Origin of the sequence: Ohtaekwangia sp. (genome assembly GCF_036568665.1) — a bacterium.
GTDB lineage: Bacteria > Bacteroidota > Bacteroidia > Cytophagales > Cyclobacteriaceae > Ohtaekwangia.
Genome location: NZ_DATCSD010000136.1, coordinates 1 through 26,787, shown reverse-complemented (window position 1 = coordinate 26,787; position 26,787 = coordinate 1). Strand labels below are relative to the sequence as shown.

Genomic DNA, 26,787 nt, shown 5'->3' with positions numbered 1-26,787 from the left:
AAAGCAAACCCGAGACTATTTACCAGGAAGAGATCAACATAAAATGCCAGTTCAAATATACCAACAGCAATGAAGCGGTTGATGAACAGAATGATGAGCGCACCAACAGCCGTCCACAGGAGTATGCGCCACCACGCACGTGAGCTGCTATACCATGCCACCGGTAAAATAGGCAGCGAGAGCAAACTCATCGGGTGGATGCAATAAGAGAGTCCTGCTATATAAAAGATCAGTACCAGTCTCCTTGAACGATCAGGCTCCGCAAGATCTTGTCCGGTAAAAATCAGCCAAACGATCAAGACCATGAAGAAGCAGGAGGCTCCGTAGGTTTCGGCTTCTACGGCAGAGAACCAGAATGTATCTGAAACGGCCAGGCATAAACTTCCGGCTGTTGCTGCTACGATCAGTGCTGGACGGGCGATCGAAACGTTCTCCATTCTTTTTCCAAGCACCAATATGATAATATATACCAGTAGCACGGTAAGCGCGGAGAAGAATGCACTCATGGCATTTACCATGCAGGCAACACGTGTTACATCGCCCCATGCGAAGAGGGTAAATATTCTGCCGATGAGTAATGAGAGTGGAGCACCCGGTGTATGCGGCACCTGGAGTTTATAGGCGGATGCTATAAACTCCGAGCAGTCCCATAGACTGGCCGTTGGCTCCAGTGTGAAAAGATATATACTGAAAGCGATGGCAAACACGGCTATGCCAGCCAGTGTTTCGAGAGAAGTTTTTTTTATGGCTACCTGGAGTTTGTCTGATGCAAGATGTTGCCGACCGAGGATTACAGGAATAGGAAGTAACAACCCCGCGAGCAGTATAATAGGCGCGATGGTTCTTGTAAGTATACCCATTCCATTTTCGGATGGATCGAAGGCCATCGTAACAAAGGCTGTTAATACGAGCAGTATGGCTGCTGCCAAAAATAAATAATCCTTTCTGGTGAACATTTTCGTAAACTTTTTACAATGCTACCGTTGAAAGAAGAACGAGAGCGTTAACGACTGTAAAGAAGTGTTAATGCAGTGTTAAAAAGCGGAAAGTACTTACTGATAACTATCTAAACTGTTAATTTTAGAGAATGAAAACCAAACATCTGCGCGGCATCATCCTGCTGGGAACCCTGGTGTTGGCGTGCCTGCTGGTAATACAGTTATACTGGTTCCGGAAAGCATTTGATGTTGCCGAAAAACAATTTGATCACAGCGTACAGATCGCATTGCGTAAAGTTGCTGATTCGGTTTCCAAAGATGCCGAGATCAGAAAGATGTCATCCAATTTCTTTTTTGTAACCACCAACAGCCAGCTCAACGACCAGGAGTTGGATAGTTTGCTGCGCAACGAGTTTTCGAAACGCAGTCTTTCGATCGACTACGAGCTGGGCGTTTACAATGCTGCTGACGATACATTGGTATACGGCCATTACGTAGAGGCTACACGCAGGCTGGAAGCGGAGAAAGAGCAATACAAACGGAGCCTTGCAGAAAAGAACTTTGCAGTATATTTTCCCAAGAAGCAGAGCTATGTAGCAGCGCAACTGGATGTATGGATATTCTCTACCATCATTTTGTTATTGATGATGGGCTTCTTTGCGTATGCTATTGCTTCGCTGCTGCGCGAACGGAAGTTTGCCGAGTTGAAAAGCGATTTTATCAACAACATGACGCATGAGTTTAAAACACCGGTAACCAACATCCGTATAGCGGGTGAGATTCTGCAAAACAAAATTCAAGATCAGGGCACACAGGTATATGTCAATATACTCCTGAAAGAAAATGAACGTTTACGTCAGAAGATAGACCAGGTACTCAGCGGTGCTTCCATCGAGTATATGAAGCGCCCTGTATTGGAAGCGATGGATATACACCGGCTGATCGAAGATTGTGCCGAAGCATTTCAGTTAAAGATACGCGAACGCAATGGAACGATACGACTCGAGTTTCAGGCTGGCCAGGTATCTATACTCGGTGATAAGGACTTACTATTGCAGGCGATCACCAATGTTATTGACAATGCCGAAAAATACTCGCTGGAATCTCCGCATATACTGGTGCGCACCAGAGATCATGGCGACCAGATTGAAATTGATGTGATCGACAATGGTATCGGTATAGCGCCACAGCATCGCAGTAAGGTGTTTGATAAATTCTTCCGCGTTACTTCGGGTAATATACATAATGTGAAAGGCTTTGGTCTGGGGCTGAGTTTTGTGAAAGGTGTTGTGCAGGCGCATCGCGGCCACGTAAATTTACTGAGTGAGTTGAACAAGGGAACAGAAGTGCAAATTATACTTCCGAAAGTATGAGCGAGCGTCCGCAGATCATGTTGGTAGAAGATGATGAGAGCCTGGGCTTTTTGATCAAGGATACACTGGATGCCCATGGCTGGCATGTACATCTGTATGCAAGTGGTGAAAAAGGACTTTCAGCTTTTCATAGTCATACATTCGATCTCTGTATTCTGGATGTCATGTTGCCGGAGAAAGATGGTTTTGATCTGGCCGCAGAAGTGCGAAAGTATAATCAGCGTATACCCATTGTTTTTCTTACGGCACGTAATCAACTGGAAGATCGCATACGGGGCTTTCAGATAGGAGCAGATGATTATGTGTGCAAGCCTTTTAGTATACAGGAATTTAAATATCGCATTGAAGCAATCCTGAAACGTACGGTAGATGCAAATTCATCCGTAGATAAATCGTTGCTGCTGAAGGCAGGCAAAACAACACTGGATGTGCACAACCTTTTGCTCAATGCCAACGGAGAGCATACACGCTTAACCTATAAAGAATGCCGGCTGTTGCAGTTATTCTTCCGGCATACTGGTAAGGTTATAGAGCGCGATGTTTTTCTAAAAGCAATATGGGAAGATGATGGCTTCTTTGTAGCCCGCAGCATGGATGTGTTTGTTTCCAAACTGCGAAAATATCTGAAGAATGACGATGCACTGAAGATCGAGAATATACGCGGCATCGGCTATATTTTAAAAGACTCATCCGTCTGAAATATATTTCCCTGAGTATAGATCGTTATTCAGGTATATAGAATATAGGGGCATCCATTATTACAAATACATTTACTCCACCGGGAGGATATATTCTATAAATGTTTTAACATCTCTTGATAAAATGTTAGCTTTAACGTTATATTTATACTCCTATATATACCGTATTTATCCGGTATAGGTGCTAAAATAAGTTAAAACATCAAGCGGTTTTAACGTAATTGAAAAATCACACACCACAAAAAATGTACGCGCACACACGCTGCCTGCCGCGCGTTCAATCTGTTGAGAATCAAGTATAATTTCTGCTAAGAAGTAGTGTTGGTGTACTGCATCAAAATGATGTAGAGGTAATGGCGTATTGGTAAAGTAAAATATACCCACCGCGCAAATTATTTTAGTCAACGTTTGAAGGACAGTAGATATTTTAAAAACCCCATCACAAAATTATACTGATACTTTAACCCAAACTAAAGAACCATGCGCTATATCCACCACCGATGCATGTTGGCACGGCTAACGATAGCCATTCGCAGCGATCATATATACCGGTAAATTCCCCAATGTCGCTGGCTGTTAATCTTGTTAAATTAAAATTAATGTTATCGCACAAGTGGTAACAATCACCTAACTCTTGTCTGTTATGAAAACTATTTATACCAGAATGCTATATACTATAGCATGTATTCTGTTCACTTCGCTTGTAACGGTAGGGCAGTTTAAAGTTGTGGGCTACTTTCCTTCGTGGGCTGGTAGCGTGAGCGGCATTCAGTTCAGCAAACTCACACACGTAAACTATGCATTTGTTCTCCCCACGGCAACGGGTGGCCTGCAGGGCGTTGATGGCGCACGACTACAGAGTCTTGTATCAGCTGGTCATGCCAACGGTGTTAAAGTATTGATAGCGGTTGGCGGTTGGAATGATGGCAACGACAGCGGCTTTGAAAGTCTTGCGGCCAATGCAACGTATCGCACCAACTTTGTAAACAACCTGGTAAATTTTGTTAACCAGTATGGCCTGGATGGTGTTGATATTGATTGGGAATATCCGGATGCAGGAGCATCGTCCAATAATTACTCATTGCTCATGCAGCAACTCAGTACTGCGCTGCACAACCAGGGTAAATTACTAACGGCCGCAGTGGTAGCCGTTGGTGGCTCCAGCATTCAAAGCAATGTATTTGGTTATGTAGATTTTCTTAACCTGATGGCGTACGATGGTGGCGGCTCCAATCACTCTACCTACGACTATGCCGTGCAGTCTATCAACTATTGGAAGGGCCGCGGACTGTCTGCGAGTAAAGCTATATTAGGCGTGCCATTCTATGGACGATCCGCTTCCGAATATGTAGCCTATAATACATTGCTCAATCGCGGAGCAAGTCCCAATGCTGATTCCTTTCAGGGTGTTGGTTACAACGGTATCCCTACTATACAAAGTAAAACAAACCTCGCATTCGATCAGGGTGGTGGTATTATGATCTGGGAACTTTCGCAGGACGTTAACAATGGTAATTCTTTATTGTCGGCTATCGATCAGGTAGTGGATCAACGCAGCGGTGGTGGCAATCCTCCCGGCAATACTATACCAATCGGCCAGGTAATTACACTGCGGGGTTTCAACAACCTGTATGTGAGTGGGGAGAATGGTACAGCACCGATGTGGTGTAATCGTACAACAGCACAGGCATGGGAACAATTTACAGTAATAGATGCCGGTGGCGGAAAGATCGCGCTGCGCAGCATGGGTAAATATGTGTCATCCGAAAATGGCGCGGCTGCTATAACGTGTAACCGTACCGTTGTAGGCGACTGGGAGAAATTCGACTGGGTTGCTACTACCGATGGTAAAGTAGGTTTCCGTGGTAACAACGGATTATTCATCTCATCCGAGAATGGTGCCAACGCCATGACGTGTACACGCACTACATTAAGCGGCTGGGAAGCTTTTGTATTTACGTCTGTATCCGGTGCACGTATTGCTGCTGCAGAAGCAAGCAGTATATCTGACGGCCTTGCTAGCGAAAATACACTCTCCGTATATCCCAACCCATCCAAAGGAAATGTAAATCTCCAGGTAGCCAAACCATCGCAGGTAGTTGTTCGCGAGCTGGGTTCCGGCAAAATAGTATATACCGGGCGTGTGCAGGGATCAGCGCAAATACAAGGTTTAGCACCGGGTTTATATACCACTACCATTGTGGATGACGAGCGCTCGCATATACAGAAACTTGTGGTTCAACCCTAAACTATATATATCAGACGTCACACCTAAATTCCATCATTATGAAAATTGTACAGATAGTCTTTGCAACGGCCTGTCTACTGGTTTGCGCGCGGAGCAGTGCACAAACCTGGCAGTTAGAATGGTCGGATGAATTTACCAGCAGCATCAGCTCTGCCTGGGGATTTGATATCGGTAACGGAACCAACGGTTGGGGAAACAACGAGTTGGAATATTACCGAAGAGAAAATGCCACGATTGAGAATGGTCAGTTAGTGATCACAGCCAAGCAGGAAAGTTTTGGAGGGTTCAATTATACCTCTTCCAAACTTACTACGGGATCAACCGGGTATAACTGGCGCTATGGTCGCATTGAAGCACGCATGCAGTTGCCGGCCTTCCAGGGATCATGGCCTGCTTTCTGGATGCTCGGCACCAACATCAGCGGACCGGGTGGTGTGGGATGGCCTGCCTGTGGTGAGATTGACATTATGGAACAGGTAAATACCAACAACACTGTGCATGGTACGATTCACTGGGATAACAACGGGTATACTTCGTATGGCGGTTCCGTTGGTACCAATGTTACCGGCTACCATGTATATGCTATTGAGTGGGACGAAAATTCCATCAAGTGGTTTGTAGATGGTGCACAGTATCATGAAGCCAACATTCAGAATAATATTAATGGCACAAACGAATTTCATAATACATTCTTTATTATTCTGAACCTGGCGATTGGTGGTAACTGGCCGGGCTTTACAGTAAACAACGCTGCACTTCCTGCTAAAATGTATGTTGACTATGTGCGGGTATATAAACGCACTACTTCTACCGGTACGGCTCCTATAGGAAGCACGATATGGCTGCGCGGAAATAACAACAGCTATGTAAGCTCCGAGAATGGTACAGCACCGATGATGTGTAATCGGCCAACCGTACAGGCATGGGAGCAATTTACCGTAGTAGATGCCGGTGGCGGAAAGGTTGCGCTGCGCAGTATGAACAAGTATGTATCATCTGAAAATGGTGCAGCAGCAATTACCTGTAACCGCACAACGATAGGTGATTGGGAAAAATTTGATTGGGTGCCGACAGCCGATGGCAAAGTTGGCTTGCGTGGTAACAATGGCCGGTATATATCTTCCGAGAATGGTGTGAACGCCATGACATGTACGCGTACCACACTCTCCGGTTGGGAGGCATTCAGCTTTGGTACAGGAACCGGGGCACGCCTGGCAACCAATGAAGAAACTGCACAGAAGCTTACTACAGAAGATGAGCTAACGGTGTTCCCGAACCCGGCAGCAGGTACATTTACGATAAAAGTTTCCAGTCCTTCTACTGTGAGTATTACCAGTACTTCCGGGGTACAGATATTACGATCCGAAGTGCAGGATGTATTACCTGTAAGCAAAGTACCGGCAGGTATATATCTTGTTCGCATGAGTAACGCGAAGCGCGTTATTACCAAAAAGATTGTAGTGGAATAACTCCACGCAATATAGTAGCGGGGGAGAGGCACGAAAGTGTCTCTCTTTTTTTATGCTCATAGTGAGAGAATAATAACGCAGATATATAGTTACTATATATAGTTTTTTGAGAATGCTTTTGAGTTATGATTCACTGCTATATATAAGGACAGCGAATCGATATTGAATTTTCATTCCAGGTATTTTATTCTTCCTGCATGTTTCAACTGGGCCTTATCCAATCTTTGGCCTGACGTGGCTGTGTGCGGATTGGATACAGACCAGGTAGAACATGCGGGGCCTCGCGGCCCGGGAGCGAGCTATGGAATGCGTTAAAAATATCAGGTAAACAAACCTATCCCTCGGATTGCAGAGATAAATTTTCCTTTGAATGTTGAGCGAATATATCTGACGATCAACTCCTTGATAGTATAACAATGCATGTCGTGATGACTGCACTTTGAACAAAACGTTTTATATGTAACTTTACGCGCGATTTTTTAAGCGTTACCCGCTATAGCAACACCCCCTCGAAGAATCTATAGCAGAAGTTTTATTTCGTCTTAACAGTAACTATACATATAGCATGCGCATTGTTGATTTGTCCAAGCCGATCCGGTATAACGAGAACGATCCCTGGTTTATGAAAGTAAAGATCAAGCATAAGCCACATCGTAAAGCAAAATGGCTGATCCGCTTTCTGGGATTACCCTTCCGCTTGTTTCCCAAGCATTTTGAAGGATGGGCTGACGATACCATTCAGAAGATGGGTGTACATGCTACTACACACCTGGATGCACCGTGGCATTACTCGCCTACGTGTGGCGGCACGCGCTCCAAAACGATTGATGAGATTCCGCTCGAATGGTGTTTTGGTGAAGGCGTTGTGATCGATATGAAACACAAAGCCGACTTTGAACAAATCACAGTAGAAGATATAGCGCAATTTCTGAAGAAAGAAAATCTGGTGCTGCGTGCCGGAATGATTGTGCTGATCAAAACCGGTCGCGATAAATTTAATGGCGCCAAGGAGTTTCCGTATATAGGTCCCGGTATGAGTGCCGCAGCAACGGCCTGGCTCATCGAGCAGGGTATAAAAGTGATGGGTATAGATTCGTGGGGATGGGATGTGCCGTTGCCGTATCAGATCAGGAAAGCGAAAGAGACATCGGATGCTGAATTATTCTGGCAGGCACATCTTGTTGGCAGAGAAAAAGAGTATTGCCACATGGAGCAACTGGTAAATCTCGATGCGTTGCCGTATAGCGGATTTAAAGTAGCTGCGTTCCCGCTGAAGATTGTAGGAGCATCAGCCGGCCCGGCACGGGTTGTAGCGATGTTCGAGTAAATTTATAGAAGTATATATATAACCGCACTCACACTTCACACACTCTTCTCGGATAACGAATAACCTGTAACGGTTTATCCCAAGGTATATTTCATGCTCTGCAGGCAGAATCATGAAATATACCCGGGTAATCACTACAAATAGTTAGCGGATAGCGGTTGCTACGAGATACCACGCAGCGTGCGGAAGCCATTGCTCGGCCCAGCGCCAGTCGTCATCTTTACCGGTCTTTAAGTAGCTGAGGTCGTAATCTATACCATCTTCATCGTCATACCCTCCGGTAATTCCGTTGCAGATACCGCCTGGTGCATTGGTATATTGATAGGTGCCAAAGAACATATAGGCTATATTATTTCTTCCTGTTCCGTGCAGCATGCTGGCATCGTACGGATTCAATCCTAATATCCAGTTGAGTTGATTCCACGCGTATACCTGTAACTTGTTATAAAATATAGCATCGTCTTTAAAATACGGAGCAGCAAATCGTGCAGCAGTTGCCAATGATCCAAGTCTTGCGTTTTCACCTTGCCACCACGGAGCGGCCTCGGTATCGTGCGGGAAGAAAAATGTAGTGCGTTTCACACCAGCTTTATTCTGTACTAACTGTCGCGCGTATCCAAAAGGATTGTTAATTTCAGATGTTACTTCCAGTTCAAACGTTAATGATTTGCGAACTACGTCCAGTAATTTTTTCTGCGTTGCTTCATTGGCAATCGGTAAGTAGTGTATCAATGCTACCACAGGCAGCCCTGCATCGGAAGCATGAAAGAAAGGTCGATCACTATCATTCGCACGCCAGAAATTTTTATAGGGGCCGGAAGTTATCAAACGAGCTGATAGATTAGCGGCACGTTTGTCGGCAGCCTGTTTGTATATATCTTTTTTTGTTACCCGGTATAACTCAGTAGCGCCCATCAGTGCGCAGTAATCATCTACTATATTTTCCTTGCCATCATTGGTATAGTATATATTGTTCTTCTCGAGGTATTGAAAAGCGTCTTCGGCTACACGCAGGTAATCGGCAGAAGTATAATCGCCCGAAACAGGATATGTACTCGCTATAGCCAACGCGGCTATCGATAAACCTGCTCCTGCACGATAGCTCACCTCGTAGGTAGCCTGGTTCGAAACGCGTTCGATATCACCCGGTGAAAATTTATCTTTTGTATCAACCGTTTTGATCGCGTAGCCTTTACTGTCTTTACCAATCCTTCGGTCTTCGGGGCGTTTCTCCGGTCCATGTCCGGATACTGAGCGATAGAAAGAGCCATTCGGATTTTTTACACGCACTAAATAATCAGCACCAAACATCGCTTCATCCAGAATTTTTCGCTTGTACTGTTTAAAGGCTATATCGTTGCGTGCATCGAGTAATGCATACGTACGGAAGAGACTCCACACCGTGAGAGATATCTGCTGCGGATTAAAATACGTGGAGAATGAAAGATGAGAGAGGTGTTTACCATAGTCGCCTGTAGCATCAAACCATCCGCCATGGGCATCAATGTGTTTGTCGGTATCTTCCAGTGCTATATTTCGATCAGCTTTATCGAGCAGGCCTGATGAACGCTGACCTTTGAAATAGTATACTACATTCGAGAGTGTGTTGCGTTCGAGCACATCTTTTTGTACAAGAAAGGGGAATGAACGTATAACCCCTTCGTTGGTGGTGCATTCTATATAGTAACTTCCTTCTTTCGTAACAGCATCAAAGTCTATCGTCCAGAAGTGCCAGTCTTTCCATTTGGTAACCGGGCCGGTCTTTACAGGCATACCACTGAATACTTCCTGATCGGTGTTGAGATCTTTTACTTTAAAAGCCGTTACCTGGTTGGTTTGTTTTCCCTCTACAATAGCGTGCTTGGGGCCGGTAGTCTCGTAGCCCAGGTGACTGGTAAGTATTTTTATTTTTTGTGCTGATGCAGGTGTGGTGAAGAGTATCAACGCACACAACACACACAGCATTCCGGTATATACCTTTTTCATGGATTGGGGTTAAAGTTTACTCACTAACGTTAACAATCCCTCCATGTTTTTCCAATAGGAATTAAGTAAACTTTATCCTGATCGGATAACCGGTATAAATACGGTGTTGTTTATCACACATCTTCTAGTGTACTATAAACACATAAAGGTATATACTATTCCTGTCGCAGAGAATGGGTTGGATTGGATAGCGCTGTGCGAATGGTTTGTGTACTCACCGTGAGCAACGCTATCAGCAGGATAATCAGCACCGGTATAGCAAACATCCAGGGGTTAAGATGTATTCTTACCGAATATCCGGACAGCCACTGCTCCATGGCAAAATATGCAACCGGTATAGCCAGCAATGCCGCGATCAGTACGATAATCACAAAATCCTGCGAGAGTAAACGTACGATCTGCGACACCGATGCACCTAATACTTTACGAATGCCAATCTCTTTGGTGCGTTGAAGAATGGTGAAAGAAGACAGACCAAACAATCCGAGGCAGGCAATGCAAACGGCCAGTAGGGAGAACGTTGCGATCACTTGTCCGAAGCGCGCATCGGATTGATATTGCTGATCGTATTTCTCATCGAGGAAGAAATAATGAAAGAGTGTATTGGGAAACACCTGGCTCCAGGTATGCTGTACTGTTGCCATGGTCTGGTGCACATCCTGTGTATTTAACCGGATGGAGAAATAACTGGCGCCTTCAGTATAGGCAAACAGCATCGGTATATGATCTTCTTTTGGTGAGCGCTGATAGAAATTTTTCATCACACCGATAACAATCGAGTATTGTGCATCTCCGCGCGTTTTGAAAGTAAGTTTGGTACCTACGGCTTCCTGCGGATTAACGAAGCCAAGTCGTTGCGCGGCCGCTTCGTTGATAATCACATAGTCTTCATTGCTTTTGTCTTCTTCAAAGTTACGACCCGCCACCAGCTTCATGCCGAGCGTGGGTATAAAGTCCGCATCGATATAGAAGTAGTAATACTCATATTCACCGTTGCCGTGCTGGTTCTGCCCGTACCGACTGAGCATAGTTGAACTCAGTTCGTGCAGACTTAAACCTGGAAGTGATTCAGACCGTGCTACCATCTTTACATTCGGATTGCGCAGTAATTCTGTCTTCATACTATGGAAGGATGATTGGAACACAGAATCGGATTCTACATTGGGTGCGCGTACAATCAATGTCTGGTCAAGGTTCATGCCCAGGTCATATTGACGCAGGTAATTTACCTGCATATATACTGTACACATACACACCATTAATACAACCGTAGCACCGAATTGAAAAATGACGAGTCCCTTGCGTAAAGATTGTCCGTGAGAAGATGATCGGAATTTACCTTTCAACACAGCTGCAGGCTGAAAGGAGGATAATACAAATGCCGGATATATACCGGAGAGTATAGATCCGGTGGCCAGCAGTATAACGAACAACCTCCAGAATGATTGGTCGTGCATATAGCTATCGGGTAAAGCAGAAGCAGTAAGATCGCGGAAGAAAGGGAAGGCTGTCTGGTAAAGAATAAATGCCAGTATACCCGCCAGTATATTCAGCATACAGGACTCTGCGAGAAACTGCAATACCAGCTGAACTTTCAACGAGCCCATTACTTTGCGTATGCCAACTTCGCGGGCACGTTCCATCGCTCTGGCGGTAGATAGGTTGATATAGTTTACCCACGCGATCACAATAATGAAAACAGCGATTACCAGCAGGAAATATACCACATTAGCATTTCCGTTTACTTCCGGTTCATACGTCTTGTGCGAGTACAGGTGTATCTCTTCTATCGGTTGAGCCAGGTAACGCGAGTTGTTGATCTTGTCTTTGAGCGAAGCCGAAAACTCCGTGAGCTTTTTATTGAATGCTGCCAGGTCTGTTCCGGGTTGCATCAGCAGGTATGTATACTCATTGTTGCCGCCCCAGGTGTCTTCCTGGTACCAGCCATTTTTGAGGAGTGTGCTATGTGAAAGTAAAGCCGTGAATTTTATATGCGTATTCGGAGGCAGATCTTCAATAACCGCAGAAACATGATAGAGTGTATGATCGATGTCGATCGTTTCATCTATCACATTGGTACGACCAAAATATTTCTTTGCTGCTGCTGCGGTAAGTACAATAGTGTTAGGCCTTGTCAGCGCATCTTCTGATTTTCCATAGAGTGTATGCAAAGTAAATATGTTGAAGGCAGAGGGATCGGTATAGTAAAATCCTTCATCGAGAAATTTTTTATCACCTGCTTTTACCTCCTGGAGTCCGTCATTGTGAAACATGCGAACAAAGTCTTTTACTTCGTGCATTTTCTCTTTCAGCATGCCTCCAACAGGTGCGTGTGTCTCACAATCTGTTACTACATATTCCGAGCCTCTATAGAAGTCGAGTGTGATGCGGTATATATTGGCAGCATTTGCATGAAAGCTCTCATAGCTTTGCTCGAAACGGATATACTGCACGATAAGCAAAAAGGCTGTAGTACCAATGGCAAGTCCAAAAATATTGATGAACGAAAATGCCGTATTCTTCCGAAGATTCCGGAAGGCAATGCGAAGGTAGTTGAGCAGCATAACAAGTGGATTAGCAACACCGGAATTTACCAAGATAATGCCAGAAAAGCAGTCCCCTGTTTTCGCTATAGAAAGGCATAAATCAAAGCAACACATCCACTCAATAGAAAGGGTATGTACGCACACGAACTAATCTGCCCGCATCCGACCGGTATAAGAACTTGATTACACACAGTCTTTAAATCCCTCCTGAAATGGTTAGCTGCGTTCAGGGGAATGAATGGGACAAATAATATCCTGCAACTGTAATTTATTGGAATGAAAAGCTGTACCCTGCCGGGCACACTATTTTCATAACTATACATGTTGATCTCGAAAGGTAATGACTGGAAGGACGCATATTCTAAATCACTACCGGAAACCACAAAGAGATTGACTACAGAGGCTGTTTTATATAAAAGTAGGACAGCCTCTTACTTTTTAATAGTATAAAACAAGCAGAACATGAAAGCAATGTCGGTTGTATACATACTCTTCGTGATGATTGCTGCCGGTTGTGAGCGAAAGACTGAAAAAAAAGAGGAAACTGCGGCAACCACCGTAACGCCAGTATCCGATGAAAGCTTTAAGCCGGTTATTGAGCTGCCACCCCCAAACGAAAAGGAGTCAGCTGTAAAATATAGTCATGTAATCGGCTGGCCCGAAGGAGAAACTCCCGATGTTATAGCCGGACTTACTGTTACGAAATTTGCTACGGGACTTCGCAGCCCGCGAAATATATATGTAGCACCCAATGGCGATATATTTGTTGCACTCGCCAATACAGAAAGTAAAGGACTGAGTAAAGTGAAAGATGCCATTAGTGGTAAGGATGATTCGCAGCATTCAGGAAAGAGTCTGAACCAGATATACTTATTACGTGATGCAGACGGAGATGGAAAACCGGAAATACAAACGCCTTATCTTACCGGCCTGAATCAACCCTTTGGTATGCTGGTGCTGGATAATTATTTCTATGTAGCCAATACGGATGCTGTATGGCGATATCCTTACCAGGAGAAGAATACACATGTAACAGCTGCAGGACAGAAGATTACGGATCTTCCGGCCGGTGGGTATAACAATCACTGGACGCGTAATCTGCTGGCGAGTAAAGATGCTTCCAAAATATATATATCAGTCGGCTCGGCCAGTAATGTAGCGGAGCATGGTATAGATGAAGAAATATCGCGTGCCAATATACTGCAAATGAATCCTGACGGAAGTGATAAAGTGGTATATGCCAGTGGACTTCGTAACCCGGTGGGAATGGATTGGGCTCCTGGCACCGATGAGCTATGGACAGTAGTAAATGAGCGCGATGAGTTAGGCGATAATCTTGTTCCCGATTACCTCACGCATGTAGTGCACGATGGTTTTTATGGATGGCCCTATGCATACATCGGTTCACATCCTGATCCGCGTATAAAGGCCGAAGATCAAAAGCCGGAACTGATCCAACGCACGATCGTGCCTGATCTTCCGCTGGATAGTCACAGCTCTTCGATGGGACTCGTATTTTATGATCAGAAGAAACTCCCTCAGAAATTTCAGGGTGGCGCTTTCATTACACAACATGGCTCGTGGAACCGTTCTTCCTTTACCGGGTATAAAATACTCTTCGTTCCTTTTCGCAATGGTAAACTGGCTGGACCTGCAGAAGATTTTGTTACAGGCTTTATTGCCGATGAAGCAAAAGGAGATGTATACGGGCGCCCGGTGGCAGTGGCTATCACAAAAGAAGGAAATCTGTTGATAACCGATGATGCGAGTGATACTATATGGATGGTGAGATAAGCATAAAGCGTAAGCCGTGTGCATTTCACTTTTTACTCGAAGCTCGCGCAACTGAATTTTTTCCCTGAAGCGTGTATTTAAATTTTCAGCTATCAGCTTTCAGTATAAAAGCTTTTTGTCTTTTCTGCGACAATTCTATCGGCAATAATCTCGTTCTTTGTATCGGTAAAATTCAGCTATGAAGACTATAATGAAATGGGTTGGCGTAATCATGTTGATGGGATCTACGTTTGCTGCGTTCTCGCAGGTGGAGCCGGTGGGCAAAGATCATGTGGCCATTGGCGGGTATGATGTGGTGGCGTATTTCAAAGATGGAAAAGCGGTGAAGGGTTCGGCTGATATCCAGGCAACCTATAACACGGTGATCTATTATTTTTCGACAGCGCGTAATCGTGAGGAGTTTCTGAAACAACCACTGGGCTACTTGCCGCAGTATGATGGTTACTGTGCACTGGCTGTGGGGGCGCAGAACAAGAAGGTGTCCATCAATCCGGAAACGTTTAAGGTCACCGATGGGAAACTGTATCTCTTTTACAATGGCAAGCTTCCCTTCAGTGGGGCACAGTTCAATTCGCTGGAGCCCTGGAATAAAGATGAAACAGGCCTGATCAAGAAAGCCGATGCCAACTGGCCGGCATTGAAAGCTTCCCGCAGACGGTAAATTTTCCTGAGCATACCTATATATACTACCGGTATATATTTCTGTTACGAAGTATAGCTATACCGGCTTGCTTTCTCCAAAAAGAATCTGGTAATTACCGCACTAAAATGCTCTGATTACCCGATGGATACACCCGGCCCTCTGAAAACCAGGTTTAGGAAAGTCAATGATTTTTTGCTCATCGAGAGACCCTGGTTCCGCAGGATCGTGAAAGCGATCTGGATCTTTTTCTTCATGGCTGTAATCGGGCTTCCGCTATATATCTTCCTCGTTATACAAAATCCCTTTAACCTCTTTGGGCCGCTGCCCGGTTTGCGTGCTATCGAAAATCCCGAGAGCGATCTGTCTTCGGAAGTTATATCCGCTGATGGTGTTTCAATGGGACGATACTTCCGGTTCAACCGCAGCCAGGTATCGTACGAGCAATTGTCGCCTGTATTGGTAAAAACATTATTGATATCGGAAGATCATCGCTTCTATGAGCATTCGGGTATGGATCTTCATTCCTTTCTGCGTGTGATCAGCGGCATCGTAACATTCAATAAACAAGGTGGTGGCAGTACACTTTCGCAGCAAACGGCCAAGAATCTTTTCAGAACGCGTGGCGATGAACTGAAAGGTAAACTTGCTTCACTGGGTTCGCCGATGGAACTGCTCATCAGCAAAACAAAAGAGTGGATCATTGCTGTGAAGCTTGAAAAGACCTTTACCAAAGAAGAGATCATCGCGCTATACCTGAATACGGTGCCTTTCAATAACAATGCGTATGGTATTAAGGTGGCAGCCGAAACATACTTTAGCAAGCAGCCCTCACAACTCACTATTCCGGAAGCGGCTTTGCTGGTAGGCATGTTGCAAGGCACTTCGCGTTTTAACCCGATCGAGTACCCGGATCGTGCACGCGATAAACGAAACGATGTGCTGTTCAAACTTCAGCAACATCACTATATCGCGCAAAAGCAATATGATTCGTTGAAGCAACTTCCATTGCAATTACATTTTAGCGTGCAGAATCAGAACGAAGGTATAGCAACCTATTTTCGTACGATACTCAAAAATGATCTGACAGCATGGTGTCGTGAAAATGGCTACGACCTGGAAGACTCCGGACTGAAAATATATACGACCATTGATAGTCGCATGCAACGTTTGGCCGAAGAGGCGATGGCGGAACACATCCGAAAATTGCAACACGACTTCGACAACGCCTGGGGCAGGCGCAATCCGTGGGTAGATGAGCATGGCGCGGAGATCAAGAGTTTCCCCGAGCGAAAAATTAAACGCACGGAAATATACAGGAGCCTGGTGAAGCACTATGGTGAGGGCGCAGACTCTATCCGTATCGAATTAAACCGGAAGAAGCCTATGCGCGTGTTCACCTGGCATGGTGCGCGCGATACTATATTTAGTTCGATGGATTCGCTGCGTTACTACAATCGCTTTCTGCAATCGGGTATGATCGCGATGGATCCGAGAAGCGGTGAGATCAAGGCCTGGGTAGGAGGTATAGATCATACCTATTTCAAGTTTGATCATGGCCGTCAGGCAAAGCGTCAGCCGGGGTCTACCTTTAAAGCGTTTGTATATGGTAAAGCGATTGAAGATGGCTATTCTCCCTGCGACAAGTTGCCGGATATAACGCCTTCCATAAAAGTGAACGGCACAGTTTACAGGCCGCCAAATTCTAACGGAACGTATGGTGATGGAGAGAAATATACTCTCCGACAGGCGCTGGCCCGTTCATTAAATTCGGTTACCATGCAGATGATGGAGCGCGTAAAGCCGGAGAATGTAGTAGCCTTCGCGCAGCGACTGGGTATTACCAGTAAACTCGACCCGGTATATTCACTGGGGCTTGGCACCAGTGTAGTGTCGCTGTCGGAGATGGTGGGAGCCTATAGCAGTTTTGTAAACCTGGGCGTATATACCCGACCGTACTATATCACGCGCATTGAAGATAAATATGGCAACGTGATCCAGAATTTTTCTACGGAGCGAAAACAGGCTACCGATGAAGTTACGGCCTACAAGATAGTATATATGTTACGCGGTGGTGTAGAAGAGAGTGGGGGAAGTTCGCAGGCGCTTAGCGATGCGGTAACCGAAGGCAACCAGGTAGGTGGTAAAACCGGTACGACCAACAATGCATCCGATGGCTGGTATATAGGTATAACTCCCAATCTCGTTACCGGTGTATGGGTAGGTGGTGACGAACCGAGCATTCACTTTCCTTCGTGGGGAATGGGTTCTGGGGGAAGATCAGCATTACCGGTATTCGATAAGTTTATGACGAAAGTATACCGACATTCTGAGTTGGGATATCCCAAAGGACAATTTCGCCAACCGGCCAATGGTCTTGATGGTGCCAGGCTTGACTGTGTAGAAGAAGTTGAGCCGCAGGAGATGTTCGAAGTATCGCAGTGATTTTTTCAGAGAGGTGCTATATCCGGCTCTATCCATATAGCTCTGGCTTCTACAGAGAATAATTTTTCACGTGAGTAAAAGCGTAAAGGCAGATCGCGCGAGGCTTGTTCACTTTGCAGAAATATAGTGCAGAGTTCCGGCAAAGGTATATCCGGATGTTGGTTGATGAAGCTTCGGATAATTTTACACCAGAACAATGTCAGTGTTTCATGATAGCCTTTGGCAGGAGTATTCTCGCCACCGCTTTGCAGATTATAGGTAATGATGCCGCTGCGCAAATAACAGATAGCTTCGTATTCACTGAATGTTTTATTGAACCACAATGCCGTGACGAGGTGCGCGTGGTGTGTCCATTCGGCAGCGGGTAACGTGCGATTGCGAAAGCTATCGATCAGATATAGTATATCGGCTTCGCGTTGATAAAGCGGTGGTGTTGTATCGGGCATAGGAAGTATATATACGAAGTTATTACTTCCCGGTTGATAGCTCCGGTATATATTTTCTGCAGGAACGCGGCAGCATCAGCCCGCTCCGTCAAACCATGTTTTGAAATCCTGCACTTTCTCGCGACTTACGATAATCTCTTTATCAAATTCCTGCAGCAAGGTAATTTTCAATCGGCTGTTCGAATATACCAGCACATCTTTAATAGCATTGATGTTTACAATGAACGTACGGTTAAGCCGGAAGAACAGTTGAGGATCGAGCACACTTTCTAAAGATTCAAGTGTATAATCAATAATAAATTTCTTTTGCTGGCTGGTTACAAGGTATACATCGCGTCCATCGGCATAAAGCACAACGATTTGATCGGTAGTAACCGAGCGGATGTGTTCGCCTACTTTGACCATGAAGCGATTTTTATACGCACTGGTTTTGGTATTGGAGAAAGCCTGCTGGATACGCTGCGATTGGTCGGTTGATGCACTGAACTGCTCGCGCAATACCTGCAGCTTGTGCAAGCTTGCCGAGAGATCGGTAAACGTTATCGGCTTCAATAAGTAATCTATACTGTTTACTTTAAAAGCATCGAGTGCAAATTCATTATAGGCCGTAGTAAAGATTACCGGCTTGCGCACCTGAACCTGCTGAAACACCTGGAAGCTTAGTCCGTCTGTTAACTGAATATCCATGAAGATAAGATCGATCGTATCCTGGTTCTCCTGTAACCACGGCACGGTATTCTTTACCGAATCAAACTGCGCTACGATCTCGATGGATGCATCGTACTTGTGCAGGTATCGCTCCAGTTTTTCTGCTGCGGGTACTTCGTCTTCAATAATTACAACCTTCATGTTACTTGTTTGTGGCAACTGCCTCTTCTACTTTCAGCACAGGAATCTTGATATAGCTGTCCTGGTAAGCTTTTACTTGTATCAGTGGCAGATCGCTATAGAGCGAATACGACTTTTGTAATCGCGCAAAAGCCGTTTTACTTCCGGAGTAAGAGATCAGTCTGTCGTTTAGTCGGCTTTGTATCACCATGTAATCGTCTTCAAGATAGCAGTTTATACTAAAAGGCTCAAAGCGTGTAATGATGCTGTTGCGTATGATACTCTCCAGTACAATGGGCAGCGAGCCGGGAATGAGTCGTGCATCGTCTGTAGCACCGTCCAATGTATAGTCGAACTTCAACTGACCAAAGTATTTTTCATTCAATATGCGAATGAGATTTTTAGCAGCATCGATCTCTGCCGATAGCGGCACAATCTCCTGGTGCCGGTTGGTGAGTACATACCGGTAAGCACTTGCCAGTGAATCTATATACTCTTCCGCCTTATCAATGTCGCGATACATAATGCCGATCAGGTTCTCCAGGCTTTCATAAAGAAGATCAGGATTGATATCCTGCTGAAATTCATTCATCTCCATTTCGAGTATCTCGCGCTGCTGCATCTCTGACTGTAATTTCAGCGTGTTTTCTTTTTGCAGGTAGTAATGGCTCAGGTAAAGTATATTATAGAGCAGGGCAGTTACACTGAATATAGCTGTAAAGAGTATGGTTTGCGTATCGCTCATGCTGAAGCCCACCGCATACGCGAAATAAAGTGTAAGGCAAAGCATAACAAGCCCAACCGATATACCGGTAGATGAAATGATCTGCAACGGCAGGTAAAAGCGTGTAGGGTTATTCTGTTCGTATCTTCGAAAGAGTATAATGATCAGGCGACAGCTTTCAAAAGTAAAGGCTGTAAGTGCAATAAAGATATATACTTCCTGGCTGCTGAAGATCTCGTTTACCTGTGCTATGGAATTGTTGATGAGCAGTATAAGCAGGTATATCAGTATACCATAAATAACCGGGGCGATGATGCGAAATACAGGATGGTTGATAAAATATCGTTTCATCGGTACAGGTCAGGCTAGCGTTAATAAACCGGCAGAAGCATTTTTATCGTGCGAGAGAATCAGCGGAAGAGACACGCTGAATTTATCGTCATCGCGAATCTCGATCTTGCGATCGGTAAATAACTGGTAGCGTTTCTGTATATTCTCCAGTCCTACACGAAACGAAGTCACGTTGTCGATCACACCTGTCTTGGTGTTCATCACCCGCAGGTACATATTGTCGGGTGCCGTTATATAGATAAAGAGTTTTTTATCGTGGCGCATCGGGTTGTGCTTCACGGCATTCTCCACCAGCATTTGTAATGTAAGCGGTGGTATCTTGCTGCTCATTATACCCGATGGTAAGTTGATCTCTACATGCAGTTGTTGCTGAAAGCGAATGCGCAGCAGGTAATAATATGACTGTACAAAATCTATTTCTTCCTGCAGCGACACATAACGTTTATGTTGTGTGTTGAGAATGAACTGATACGTCTGCGCAAGCCTGCGAATAAATTGTTCCGCAGAGGGGAGGTCTTTGAACATGAGCGATGAAATAGTATTGAGGCTGTTGAACAGATAGTGCGGACTTATCTGACTCTTCAATGCTTCAAATTGTAATTCCAGTTGTCGTCTGTCTCTGCGCATACTGTCGAGCTGAGCGGTAGCATAGTGTTGGTAGGAGAAGAGCAGCGCATACACTATGTTGTAAACAAACAGCGAAGTAAGCAACAGGATAACAATCTTTAATACCAGATCTTCGTCATTTACCGAGAAGCCGCGCCATATTACAGAAGGGCCTGCGATGAAGATCAGTGCCAGGCCGCTGCCAAACACAATCGCCATGATGAGTATAACATTGCTTATATAGCCGGTGAGCAGGCGCGCAGCAAATTGATTACTCCACGGTATCCATTGATTAAGTTTCCGGTTGGCATAGTGCAGGGTTACGCCACATATACCACCCAACACGAAGCTGAAGACGATGCCCCAGCCATCGGAGCGAAAGCCCGGAGCTCTTTCCATCTCGCTGAAGTGCAGGTATATATAGAACAGCACAAAGACAACCACCGACAGCAGTGCCACCGGCACCACGGTGCGTGTACTTTCACGCATGCGCATACGAAATACAAGTTGACTCATGACTGCCGAATGTACCCATAAAAAAAGAATTGGTCATCATTGCAGGGAAGTGTATACTGGTAAGTAAGCCAAACTTTTTAATCGATGGCACGAAGTGCTTTGCCATAGTATGTTTCAGACGAAATGGATTTTGCCGTTTCGCGATATGCATCTTTCAGAGCGGAGTTGCTTGTTTTTATTTTAGGGGCAATAGCCAGCAATACTTCGGTGAGGTAATGATCAGATTCGATAGACTTGGCGGTTTGCAGAATGGTGATAGTCTTGGCATCAGACGGAGAGCCGCTCAATGCTTTCTGCAATACCTGCGATTTGTAATGATCACTGCCCATACTTCCGCAGAGATTCAGCACGCTGGTAAACTGGCTGTCGGTAAGTCCTTGTTTGCGCAGCAATGTAGAGAGTACATCGGCGCGATAATGATCAGACTCGATCGTGCCGAGTACCGTTACAACGCCTGATAATGTTTCCGCAGTAAGTTGTTTCTCCAGCATGTGGTTGATCACTTGTGTAAGGTAATGATCGGACTCTATATCTTTTGCAGATTCAACCAATCGCTGATAGGCAGCTTTCGATATATTGGGTTTGTCAAGCGCTTTAGTGAGCACAACCGTTTTGTAATGGTCAGATTCAATTGTTTTGGTAGTGTTGATAAGTTCTGCCAATGTAGCATCGCTGAAATCAGATTTGTTGAGAAGATACGTGAGCACTTCCGTGATATAGTGATCGGAATCCATCTTGCCCGCTGTTTGTAGAATTACCGCTACATTTTCAGGGGCAACGGCATCTCCGCTTAATGCTTCTTTAATCACCAGTGTTTTATAGTGGTCAGAGTCTATTGCCTGCGTTGCTGCGAGCACCGCTGTGGTTGATTCTTTACTCTGTAAAAATTTATTGATGTTGGTTTTGAGAAACTCTGATTTATAGTGATCAGAGTCTACATGACCTGTCACGCTCTTGATGATAGAAGTATATTCGCTGGTTTGCAAAGGCTTCTTCATCAACAGGTTTGCATATTGAATGCGCACGGCATCATTTTCAATGCGATTGATCTCTGCGAGCACAGCGGCCGTTCCGCCTTGTTTATAGAATCGATTCACACGACTTTCGGCAGATATACCGGTAGAGCGCACAATCTCCGGCAGGATCTCAGACAACCACGCTTTTCCATTATCCCATGATGATAGTGTGCGGCCTTCGTAATATTCTTTTTTCATTTTGCCACCGCCTTGTGATTCAATCACAATAGTGCGCTTGCTGCCAAACACCGTCTTGCTTACCTCGAGGTAACCATCATCTGAAATAGTTTTTATATCGCGGTCATCGTCAGTCACTTCAATCTTGCCGCGCATCTCGATACTGAACTCCATACCATTGGAGCTGGATGTATAGCGATAGCGATTTTTATTGACGGTGATAGAGGTGCCCGATTGTGTGGAGGCAGATTCTTCCTGGCCGAGCGCCGGTTTTACAAGTACCAGGATCAACGCTGCGAAAAAGAGCGAAACGTAGTTTGTAATTGCTTTCATGTACTGAAGTATTTGTTTGTATGTTCTACAACGGTACAAGAATGGTGATAAGATTCAGAGTATTAAAGAGTACTGTATCGAACTGTAAAACGGGTGTAGTGAACTGCAGAAAAAAAGATACCGACACTTTCGTGTGATTTGCCGTGTTTATTCGCCACAAACGTTTTTTTTAGTGCGTAGAGGCCTATAATTGCTCGTACGTGCGTTCTGCGAAATATTCTTATCATGGTAAATGAAAAGATAGTACATAATTTTGGGTATTTTGTCTATTACATATATAGCATTGTGTATAGTATCTTGTATCTTAGTAAAAAATAAAGACATGATAGGTAAACTCAGAAAGAGAATTGTACTGATCGAAGAGGATGATAAACTTCGCGAAGGACTTAGTTTTACAATTGAACGCAGCAGTAATTATTTTCTGGTAAACTCCTATAAAACCTATACGGAAGCCATAAAGCTTATTCATCGCGATTGCCCTGATCTGATCATAATCGATATTACCGTAGCTGACATGGATGGTGTGGATGGATTGCGTTTTCTGAAGAGTAAATATCCTTCAGAGATTGTCATTTTTACCAATGTAGAAGACTCATCGGTAATCAACGAAGCATTAAGCCTGGGCATCAGCGGGTATATATTAAAGAGCGTGCCGCTGCCGGATTTTATCCGCTCGGTAGAGCAGATCATCAACGGTGGTGCTGTGCTTAGCCCTTCTATTGCCAAGATTGTGCTCGAGTTCTTCCACCTGAATCCATATACGCCACTTTCTGATCGCGAAACAGATGTATTGCGACTGATTACCCGTGGAAAAACATATTCCGAAATAGCAGCTGAGCTCAATATAGCGGTGGAAACTTCCAAGACCCATATCCGCAATATTTATCGTAAGCTCAAAGTAAATTCCAAGTCAGAGGCTGTGCGAAAAGCCCTGAACGATAAGCTGGTATCAGTGGGAGCTGACTAAAATAACAGTCTTTCTTAGACGATATATATACCCGGTTTTCATAGGGAGAACTAGGGGTATATATAGGCCATCAGCACCTCATCCAGGAAAATATTTTCCTTCTTTAAATGCGTGTACTTCCGCAGTACGCCTTCTTTTTGAAAGCCTGCTCTTTCATATAGCCCGATAGCCTTTTCATTATTTACAGCCGTGCTCAACTCAATGCGAAGTATATGCAACGCATTACCCAGCTCAATGATCTCGCGCATCATGCGCAGGCCATAGCCTTTCCCCTGGCGATCCGGAGCAATGGCCAGTCCACCAACATACGCAACATGATCGCTGCGATGCGTATACGGAATAAATTTGAACATGCCGGCTGCCTGTCCGTCATCACCTTCGTATACATATAGTATATCTCTTGCCAGCAGTGCATCGAACTCAGGTTGAAACGCTGTGGCATCCATTACTTCATACAGCAGGTACGGATTGATCTCCGGATGCATGTACAAACTATAGATAAAAGTAAAATCTTTTTTGTCTGCTGCGCGAATCATTTTGGTTACACTTTAATAACGAAGTTTTGCGATACGCTGCTATAGTAGGGAGTTTGCACTACGAATGCAAGTCGTACCGGACTTTAGCGGTTAATATAGTATCAGGTAATGATAATTGGCGTACTGTGCCGGGAAGCGTTGCGGCTAATTTTGTTATTACTGGTTTCTATATATACCACCTAAACCCGGATTTCTCTGCATGACAGAAGAACGCGCTCCCGATTTTACACCACGACTCGGATTACTCGATGCCACCATGATCGTAGCAGGCTCAATGGTCGGTTCAGGAATTTTTATTGTATCATCTGAAATAACGCGCAGCGTAGGCGGGGCAGGTTACCTCGTAGCCATGTGGATACTTACCGGTATCATTACTATTATAGCAGCGATAAGTTATGGCGAACTCTCCGCCATGTTTCCGAAAGCAGGCGGCATGTATGTATACCTGCGTGAAGCCTTCGGCCCGCTTACCGGATTTTTATATGGCTGGGCTTTTTTCACCATTATTCAAACCGGTACTATAGCTGCAGTAGGTGTAGCGTTTGCCAAATTTACGGCATACCTGTTGCCGGCTGTTGGCGAAGAAAATATACTCTTATCTGTCGGTACATTTAAACTGAAAGCATCACAACTGGTATCCATCGGTGTGATTGTTCTGCTCACCTATATTAATAGCAAAGGCGTAAAGAACGGGGCGTTCATTCAAACATTTCTTACCATTGTCAAAATCGTTTCACTGGCCGGACTTATACTCTGTGGTTTTATATGGGGAGCAAAGGCTGAGACATGGAACGCTAACTGGCAACATGCCTGGACACCGGTTTCACTTTCATTACAGGATGGTCAACTCATAACAACAGGACTCTCGGGTCTCGCATTCTTCGGAGCAATAGCGATAGCGATGAAAGGCTCACTTTTCTCCAGCGACTCGTGGCACAACATTACGTTCATTGCCGGTGAAGTAAAAAATCCCAAGCGTAACATTGGTCTTAGTCTTGTGCTGGGTACACTGATCGTTACGGTGATTTATGTACTCACCAACCTCATGTATCTTGCCGTGATTCCGCTCGATGCCATTGCTTTTGCCAAAAGCGATCGGGTAGGTGTGGTGGCAGCTGAGTATATATTTGGCCCGGCTGGCACTGTGATTATAGCCGTGATGATCATGATCTCTACCTTTGGTTGTAATAACGGGCTGATCTTATCCGGAGCCAGAGTATATTATACCATGGCGAAAGACAATCTCTTCTTTCCCAAAGCAGCAGTGCTCAATAAATATGAAGTGCCCGCCTATAGTTTGTGGCTGCAGTGTATATGGGCCTCTGCCCTGTGCCTCACCGGAAAGTATAATGACTTGCTGGCGCTTGTTATTTTTGGTGTACTGATCTTTTATGTACTTACCATTGTAGGCATTTATATACTTCGAAGAACACGCCCGGATATACCACGGCCTTATAAAGCATTTGGATACCCGGTGTTGCCTGCTATCTATATAGTAGTGGCATCGTCATTAGCCGTATTGTTGCTGATCTTCGAAACGCGCTATACTCTTCCCGGTCTTGCTATTATCCTGGCAGGTATACCGGTGTATTATTTTTTGCTGAAGAAGAAAAGCAATGTGGTTAGTTTTTCTGAATGAGCTTAGAGAAAATTAAGACCGCTGATAAACTAACTGGTAGAAGTGTATCATCTACGTTTTAAATTCAGTAAATTTCAAGTTAATATAGTATTACTACCTGTTAATCGGGGTAAAGACCAGATTTGCATGCCCGGATAGTTTTGTGTCATTATATAACCAAACGAGAATTGTTATGAAGATTACATGGGAAGGTGTTTTTCCGGCTGTTACTACCAAGTTCACCAAAGACTTTGCGTTGGATTTTGATGGGTTCGGTAAAAACATCGATCAGCAACTGGCTGCAGGTGTAGATGGTATTATCATTGGCGGAACGTTAGGCGAATCAAGTGTGCTGAACAATGATGAAAAGAATGCTTTGCTGAAATATACCCTGGAGAGAGTGGAAGGTAAAGTGCCGGTGGTACTGAATATAGCAGAAGGTTCTACACTCGAAGCTGTAAAGATAGCAGAGTCTGCAGCCAAAGCAGGTCTTAGCGGGTTGATGATGTTGCCGCCCATGCGCTATAAATCCGATCATCGCGAAACCGTAACGTATTTCAAAACAGTTGCTGAAGCTACAGGTTTGCAGATCATGATCTATAACAATCCTGTTGACTATAAAGTAGAAGTTACGCTCGATATGTTTGAAGAGCTTGCTGCCTGCCGGAATATAGATGCCGTAAAAGAATCGACACGCGATGTGGTAAACGTCACACGCATGATCAATCGCTTTGGCGATCGCTTCAGCATTATGAGTGGTGTAGATACACTGGCCATGGAAAGCCTCGTGATGGGAGCGAAGGGCTGGGTTGCCGGGTTGGTATGTGCGTTCCCTGCAGAAACGGTAGCAATCTATCGTCTTGTAAAAGCAGGTCGCATTGAAGAAGCGGTCGAGATCAACCGGTGGTTTATGCCATTGCTCGAACTGGATACGCACAGTAAATTAGTACAGTATATAAAGCTCGCAGAAGCAGAAGCAGGACTCGGTACAGAAACCGTTCGTCCACCACGACTTACTCTGATAGGTGCTGAGCGCGAAGCTGTATTGAACATCATTCGTACCGGTATAAAAAATCGCCCGGTGTTACCCGATTACCGCAGTTTGGAAAAAGCAGCCATAGCATGAGTGGACTATCAGAAGACGATATATTACAACGTGCTGAAAAAGCATTTCAGCTATACAAATATATACCGGCACAAAAACG

20 protein-coding genes are annotated in these 26,787 nt (G+C 44.8%); 11 read left to right on the top strand and 9 right to left on the bottom strand.

Annotated features, from left to right (window positions below):
- Positions 1-956: DUF2723 domain-containing protein (locus VIN08_RS07320; RefSeq protein ID WP_331962457.1), on the bottom strand; the 956-nt coding region annotated here is incomplete at its 3' end.
- Positions 957-1,087: 131 nt separating this feature from the next.
- Between VIN08_RS07320 and VIN08_RS07315 the strand changes: the two genes are divergently transcribed.
- The 5 genes from VIN08_RS07315 (at position 1,088) to VIN08_RS07295 (ending at position 8,053) form a co-directional block, all read left to right on the top strand.
- Positions 1,088-2,311 carry a HAMP domain-containing sensor histidine kinase gene (locus VIN08_RS07315; RefSeq protein WP_331962454.1) on the top strand — a complete coding sequence of 408 codons (1,224 nt, stop codon included), beginning with the start codon at positions 1,088-1,090 and terminating at the stop codon, positions 2,309-2,311.
- Positions 2,308-3,009: a response regulator transcription factor gene (locus VIN08_RS07310; RefSeq protein ID WP_331962451.1), complete on the top strand. Its 702-nt coding sequence runs from the start codon at positions 2,308-2,310 to the stop codon at positions 3,007-3,009. Before VIN08_RS07315 ends, VIN08_RS07310 begins: the two co-directional genes overlap by 4 nt.
- A gap of 643 nt (positions 3,010-3,652) precedes the next feature.
- Positions 3,653-5,257, top strand: a complete 1,605-nt coding sequence (locus tag VIN08_RS07305) for a glycosyl hydrolase family 18 protein (protein WP_331962448.1) — start codon at positions 3,653-3,655, stop codon at positions 5,255-5,257.
- A 38-nt stretch (positions 5,258-5,295) separates the two neighbouring features.
- Complete coding sequence (locus VIN08_RS07300) at positions 5,296-6,726, top strand: family 16 glycosylhydrolase (protein ID WP_331962445.1); 1,431 nt, start codon at positions 5,296-5,298, stop codon at positions 6,724-6,726.
- A 565-nt stretch (positions 6,727-7,291) separates the two neighbouring features.
- Positions 7,292-8,053: a cyclase family protein gene (locus tag VIN08_RS07295; protein WP_331962442.1), complete on the top strand. Its 762-nt coding sequence runs from the start codon at positions 7,292-7,294 to the stop codon at positions 8,051-8,053.
- Positions 8,054-8,197: 144 nt separating this feature from the next.
- On the opposite strand, the gene VIN08_RS07290 is transcribed toward VIN08_RS07295, so the two are convergent.
- Both VIN08_RS07290 and VIN08_RS07285 read right to left on the bottom strand, forming a co-directional pair.
- Positions 8,198-10,039, bottom strand: coding sequence for a glycoside hydrolase family 9 protein (locus VIN08_RS07290; RefSeq protein WP_331962439.1), 1,842 nt, complete (start codon positions 10,037-10,039; stop codon positions 8,198-8,200).
- Positions 10,040-10,194: 155 nt separating this feature from the next.
- On the bottom strand, positions 10,195-12,603 hold the full coding sequence (locus VIN08_RS07285; RefSeq protein WP_331962437.1) for an ABC transporter permease: 2,409 nt from the start codon (positions 12,601-12,603) through the stop codon (positions 10,195-10,197).
- A 444-nt stretch (positions 12,604-13,047) separates the two neighbouring features.
- On the opposite strand from VIN08_RS07285, the gene VIN08_RS07280 reads away from it, so the two are divergent.
- From VIN08_RS07280 to VIN08_RS07270, 3 genes are all read left to right on the top strand, one after another.
- Positions 13,048-14,379 carry a sorbosone dehydrogenase family protein gene (locus tag VIN08_RS07280; protein WP_331962434.1) on the top strand — a complete coding sequence of 444 codons (1,332 nt, stop codon included), beginning with the start codon at positions 13,048-13,050 and terminating at the stop codon, positions 14,377-14,379.
- Positions 14,380-14,557: 178 nt separating this feature from the next.
- Positions 14,558-15,040, top strand: a complete 483-nt coding sequence (locus tag VIN08_RS07275) for a YHS domain-containing (seleno)protein (protein ID WP_331962431.1) — start codon at positions 14,558-14,560, stop codon at positions 15,038-15,040.
- 123 nt (positions 15,041-15,163) lie between these two features.
- Positions 15,164-17,464: a transglycosylase domain-containing protein gene (locus VIN08_RS07270; protein ID WP_331962428.1), complete on the top strand. Its 2,301-nt coding sequence runs from the start codon at positions 15,164-15,166 to the stop codon at positions 17,462-17,464.
- 5 nt (positions 17,465-17,469) lie between these two features.
- Here the strand turns inward: VIN08_RS07270 and VIN08_RS07265 are convergent, their stop codons facing one another.
- From VIN08_RS07265 to VIN08_RS07245, 5 genes are all read right to left on the bottom strand, one after another.
- Positions 17,470-17,910: a hypothetical protein gene (locus VIN08_RS07265; protein WP_331962425.1), complete on the bottom strand. Its 441-nt coding sequence runs from the start codon at positions 17,908-17,910 to the stop codon at positions 17,470-17,472.
- A gap of 75 nt (positions 17,911-17,985) precedes the next feature.
- Complete coding sequence (locus VIN08_RS07260) at positions 17,986-18,759, bottom strand: LytTR family DNA-binding domain-containing protein (RefSeq protein WP_331962422.1); 774 nt, start codon at positions 18,757-18,759, stop codon at positions 17,986-17,988.
- A gap of 1 nt (position 18,760) precedes the next feature.
- Entirely contained in the window at positions 18,761-19,813 is a 1,053-nt protein-coding gene (locus VIN08_RS07255; protein WP_331962419.1) for a histidine kinase, read from the bottom strand.
- A gap of 9 nt (positions 19,814-19,822) precedes the next feature.
- The gene (locus tag VIN08_RS07250) at positions 19,823-20,935 is read right to left on the bottom strand and encodes a sensor histidine kinase (protein WP_331962416.1); all 1,113 of its coding nucleotides are present in this window, start codon (positions 20,933-20,935) and stop codon (positions 19,823-19,825) included.
- A 77-nt stretch (positions 20,936-21,012) separates the two neighbouring features.
- Positions 21,013-22,461, bottom strand: a complete 1,449-nt coding sequence (locus VIN08_RS07245) for a hypothetical protein (protein ID WP_331962413.1) — start codon at positions 22,459-22,461, stop codon at positions 21,013-21,015.
- Between the two features lie 322 nt (positions 22,462-22,783).
- On the opposite strand from VIN08_RS07245, the gene VIN08_RS07240 reads away from it, so the two are divergent.
- Positions 22,784-23,428 (top strand): response regulator transcription factor, encoded by a 645-nt coding sequence (locus VIN08_RS07240; protein ID WP_331962410.1) that lies wholly within the window; start codon positions 22,784-22,786, stop codon positions 23,426-23,428.
- A 50-nt stretch (positions 23,429-23,478) separates the two neighbouring features.
- Here VIN08_RS07240 and VIN08_RS07235 read toward each other — a convergent pair whose 3' ends face one another.
- Entirely contained in the window at positions 23,479-23,964 is a 486-nt protein-coding gene (locus VIN08_RS07235) for a GNAT family protein (protein WP_331962408.1), read from the bottom strand.
- A gap of 199 nt (positions 23,965-24,163) precedes the next feature.
- Between VIN08_RS07235 and VIN08_RS07230 the strand changes: the two genes are divergently transcribed.
- Together VIN08_RS07230 and VIN08_RS07225 are read left to right on the top strand one after the other, a co-directional pair.
- A complete protein-coding gene (locus tag VIN08_RS07230) occupies positions 24,164-25,603 on the top strand; it encodes an APC family permease (RefSeq protein WP_331962405.1) in 1,440 nt (479 codons plus the stop codon).
- A gap of 178 nt (positions 25,604-25,781) precedes the next feature.
- On the top strand, positions 25,782-26,708 hold the full coding sequence (locus VIN08_RS07225) for a dihydrodipicolinate synthase family protein (protein ID WP_331962460.1): 927 nt from the start codon (positions 25,782-25,784) through the stop codon (positions 26,706-26,708).
- The last annotated feature ends 79 nt before the right edge of the window (positions 26,709-26,787 follow it).

What these genes read in the sequence shown, in the direction of transcription:
- VIN08_RS07315 (WP_331962454.1), top strand. Translation starts at nt 1,088, where the DNA reads ATGAAAACCAAACATCTGCGCGGCATCATCCTGCTGGGAACCCTGGTG.
- VIN08_RS07310 (WP_331962451.1), top strand. Translation starts at nt 2,308, where the DNA reads ATGAGCGAGCGTCCGCAGATCATGTTGGTAGAAGATGATGAGAGCCTG.
- VIN08_RS07305 (WP_331962448.1), top strand. Translation starts at nt 3,653, where the DNA reads ATGAAAACTATTTATACCAGAATGCTATATACTATAGCATGTATTCTG.
- VIN08_RS07300 (WP_331962445.1), top strand. Translation starts at nt 5,296, where the DNA reads ATGAAAATTGTACAGATAGTCTTTGCAACGGCCTGTCTACTGGTTTGC.
- VIN08_RS07295 (WP_331962442.1), top strand. Translation starts at nt 7,292, where the DNA reads ATGCGCATTGTTGATTTGTCCAAGCCGATCCGGTATAACGAGAACGAT.
- VIN08_RS07290 (WP_331962439.1), bottom strand. Translation starts at nt 10,039, where the DNA reads ATGAAAAAGGTATATACCGGAATGCTGTGTGTGTTGTGTGCGTTGATA.
- VIN08_RS07285 (WP_331962437.1), bottom strand. Translation starts at nt 12,603, where the DNA reads ATGCTGCTCAACTACCTTCGCATTGCCTTCCGGAATCTTCGGAAGAAT.
- VIN08_RS07280 (WP_331962434.1), top strand. Translation starts at nt 13,048, where the DNA reads ATGAAAGCAATGTCGGTTGTATACATACTCTTCGTGATGATTGCTGCC.
- VIN08_RS07275 (WP_331962431.1), top strand. Translation starts at nt 14,558, where the DNA reads ATGAAGACTATAATGAAATGGGTTGGCGTAATCATGTTGATGGGATCT.
- VIN08_RS07270 (WP_331962428.1), top strand. Translation starts at nt 15,164, where the DNA reads ATGGATACACCCGGCCCTCTGAAAACCAGGTTTAGGAAAGTCAATGAT.
- VIN08_RS07265 (WP_331962425.1), bottom strand. Translation starts at nt 17,910, where the DNA reads ATGCCCGATACAACACCACCGCTTTATCAACGCGAAGCCGATATACTA.
- VIN08_RS07260 (WP_331962422.1), bottom strand. Translation starts at nt 18,759, where the DNA reads ATGAAGGTTGTAATTATTGAAGACGAAGTACCCGCAGCAGAAAAACTG.
- VIN08_RS07255 (WP_331962419.1), bottom strand. Translation starts at nt 19,813, where the DNA reads ATGAAACGATATTTTATCAACCATCCTGTATTTCGCATCATCGCCCCG.
- VIN08_RS07250 (WP_331962416.1), bottom strand. Translation starts at nt 20,935, where the DNA reads ATGAGTCAACTTGTATTTCGTATGCGCATGCGTGAAAGTACACGCACC.
- VIN08_RS07245 (WP_331962413.1), bottom strand. Translation starts at nt 22,461, where the DNA reads ATGAAAGCAATTACAAACTACGTTTCGCTCTTTTTCGCAGCGTTGATC.
- VIN08_RS07240 (WP_331962410.1), top strand. Translation starts at nt 22,784, where the DNA reads ATGATAGGTAAACTCAGAAAGAGAATTGTACTGATCGAAGAGGATGAT.
- VIN08_RS07235 (WP_331962408.1), bottom strand. Translation starts at nt 23,964, where the DNA reads ATGATTCGCGCAGCAGACAAAAAAGATTTTACTTTTATCTATAGTTTG.
- VIN08_RS07230 (WP_331962405.1), top strand. Translation starts at nt 24,164, where the DNA reads ATGACAGAAGAACGCGCTCCCGATTTTACACCACGACTCGGATTACTC.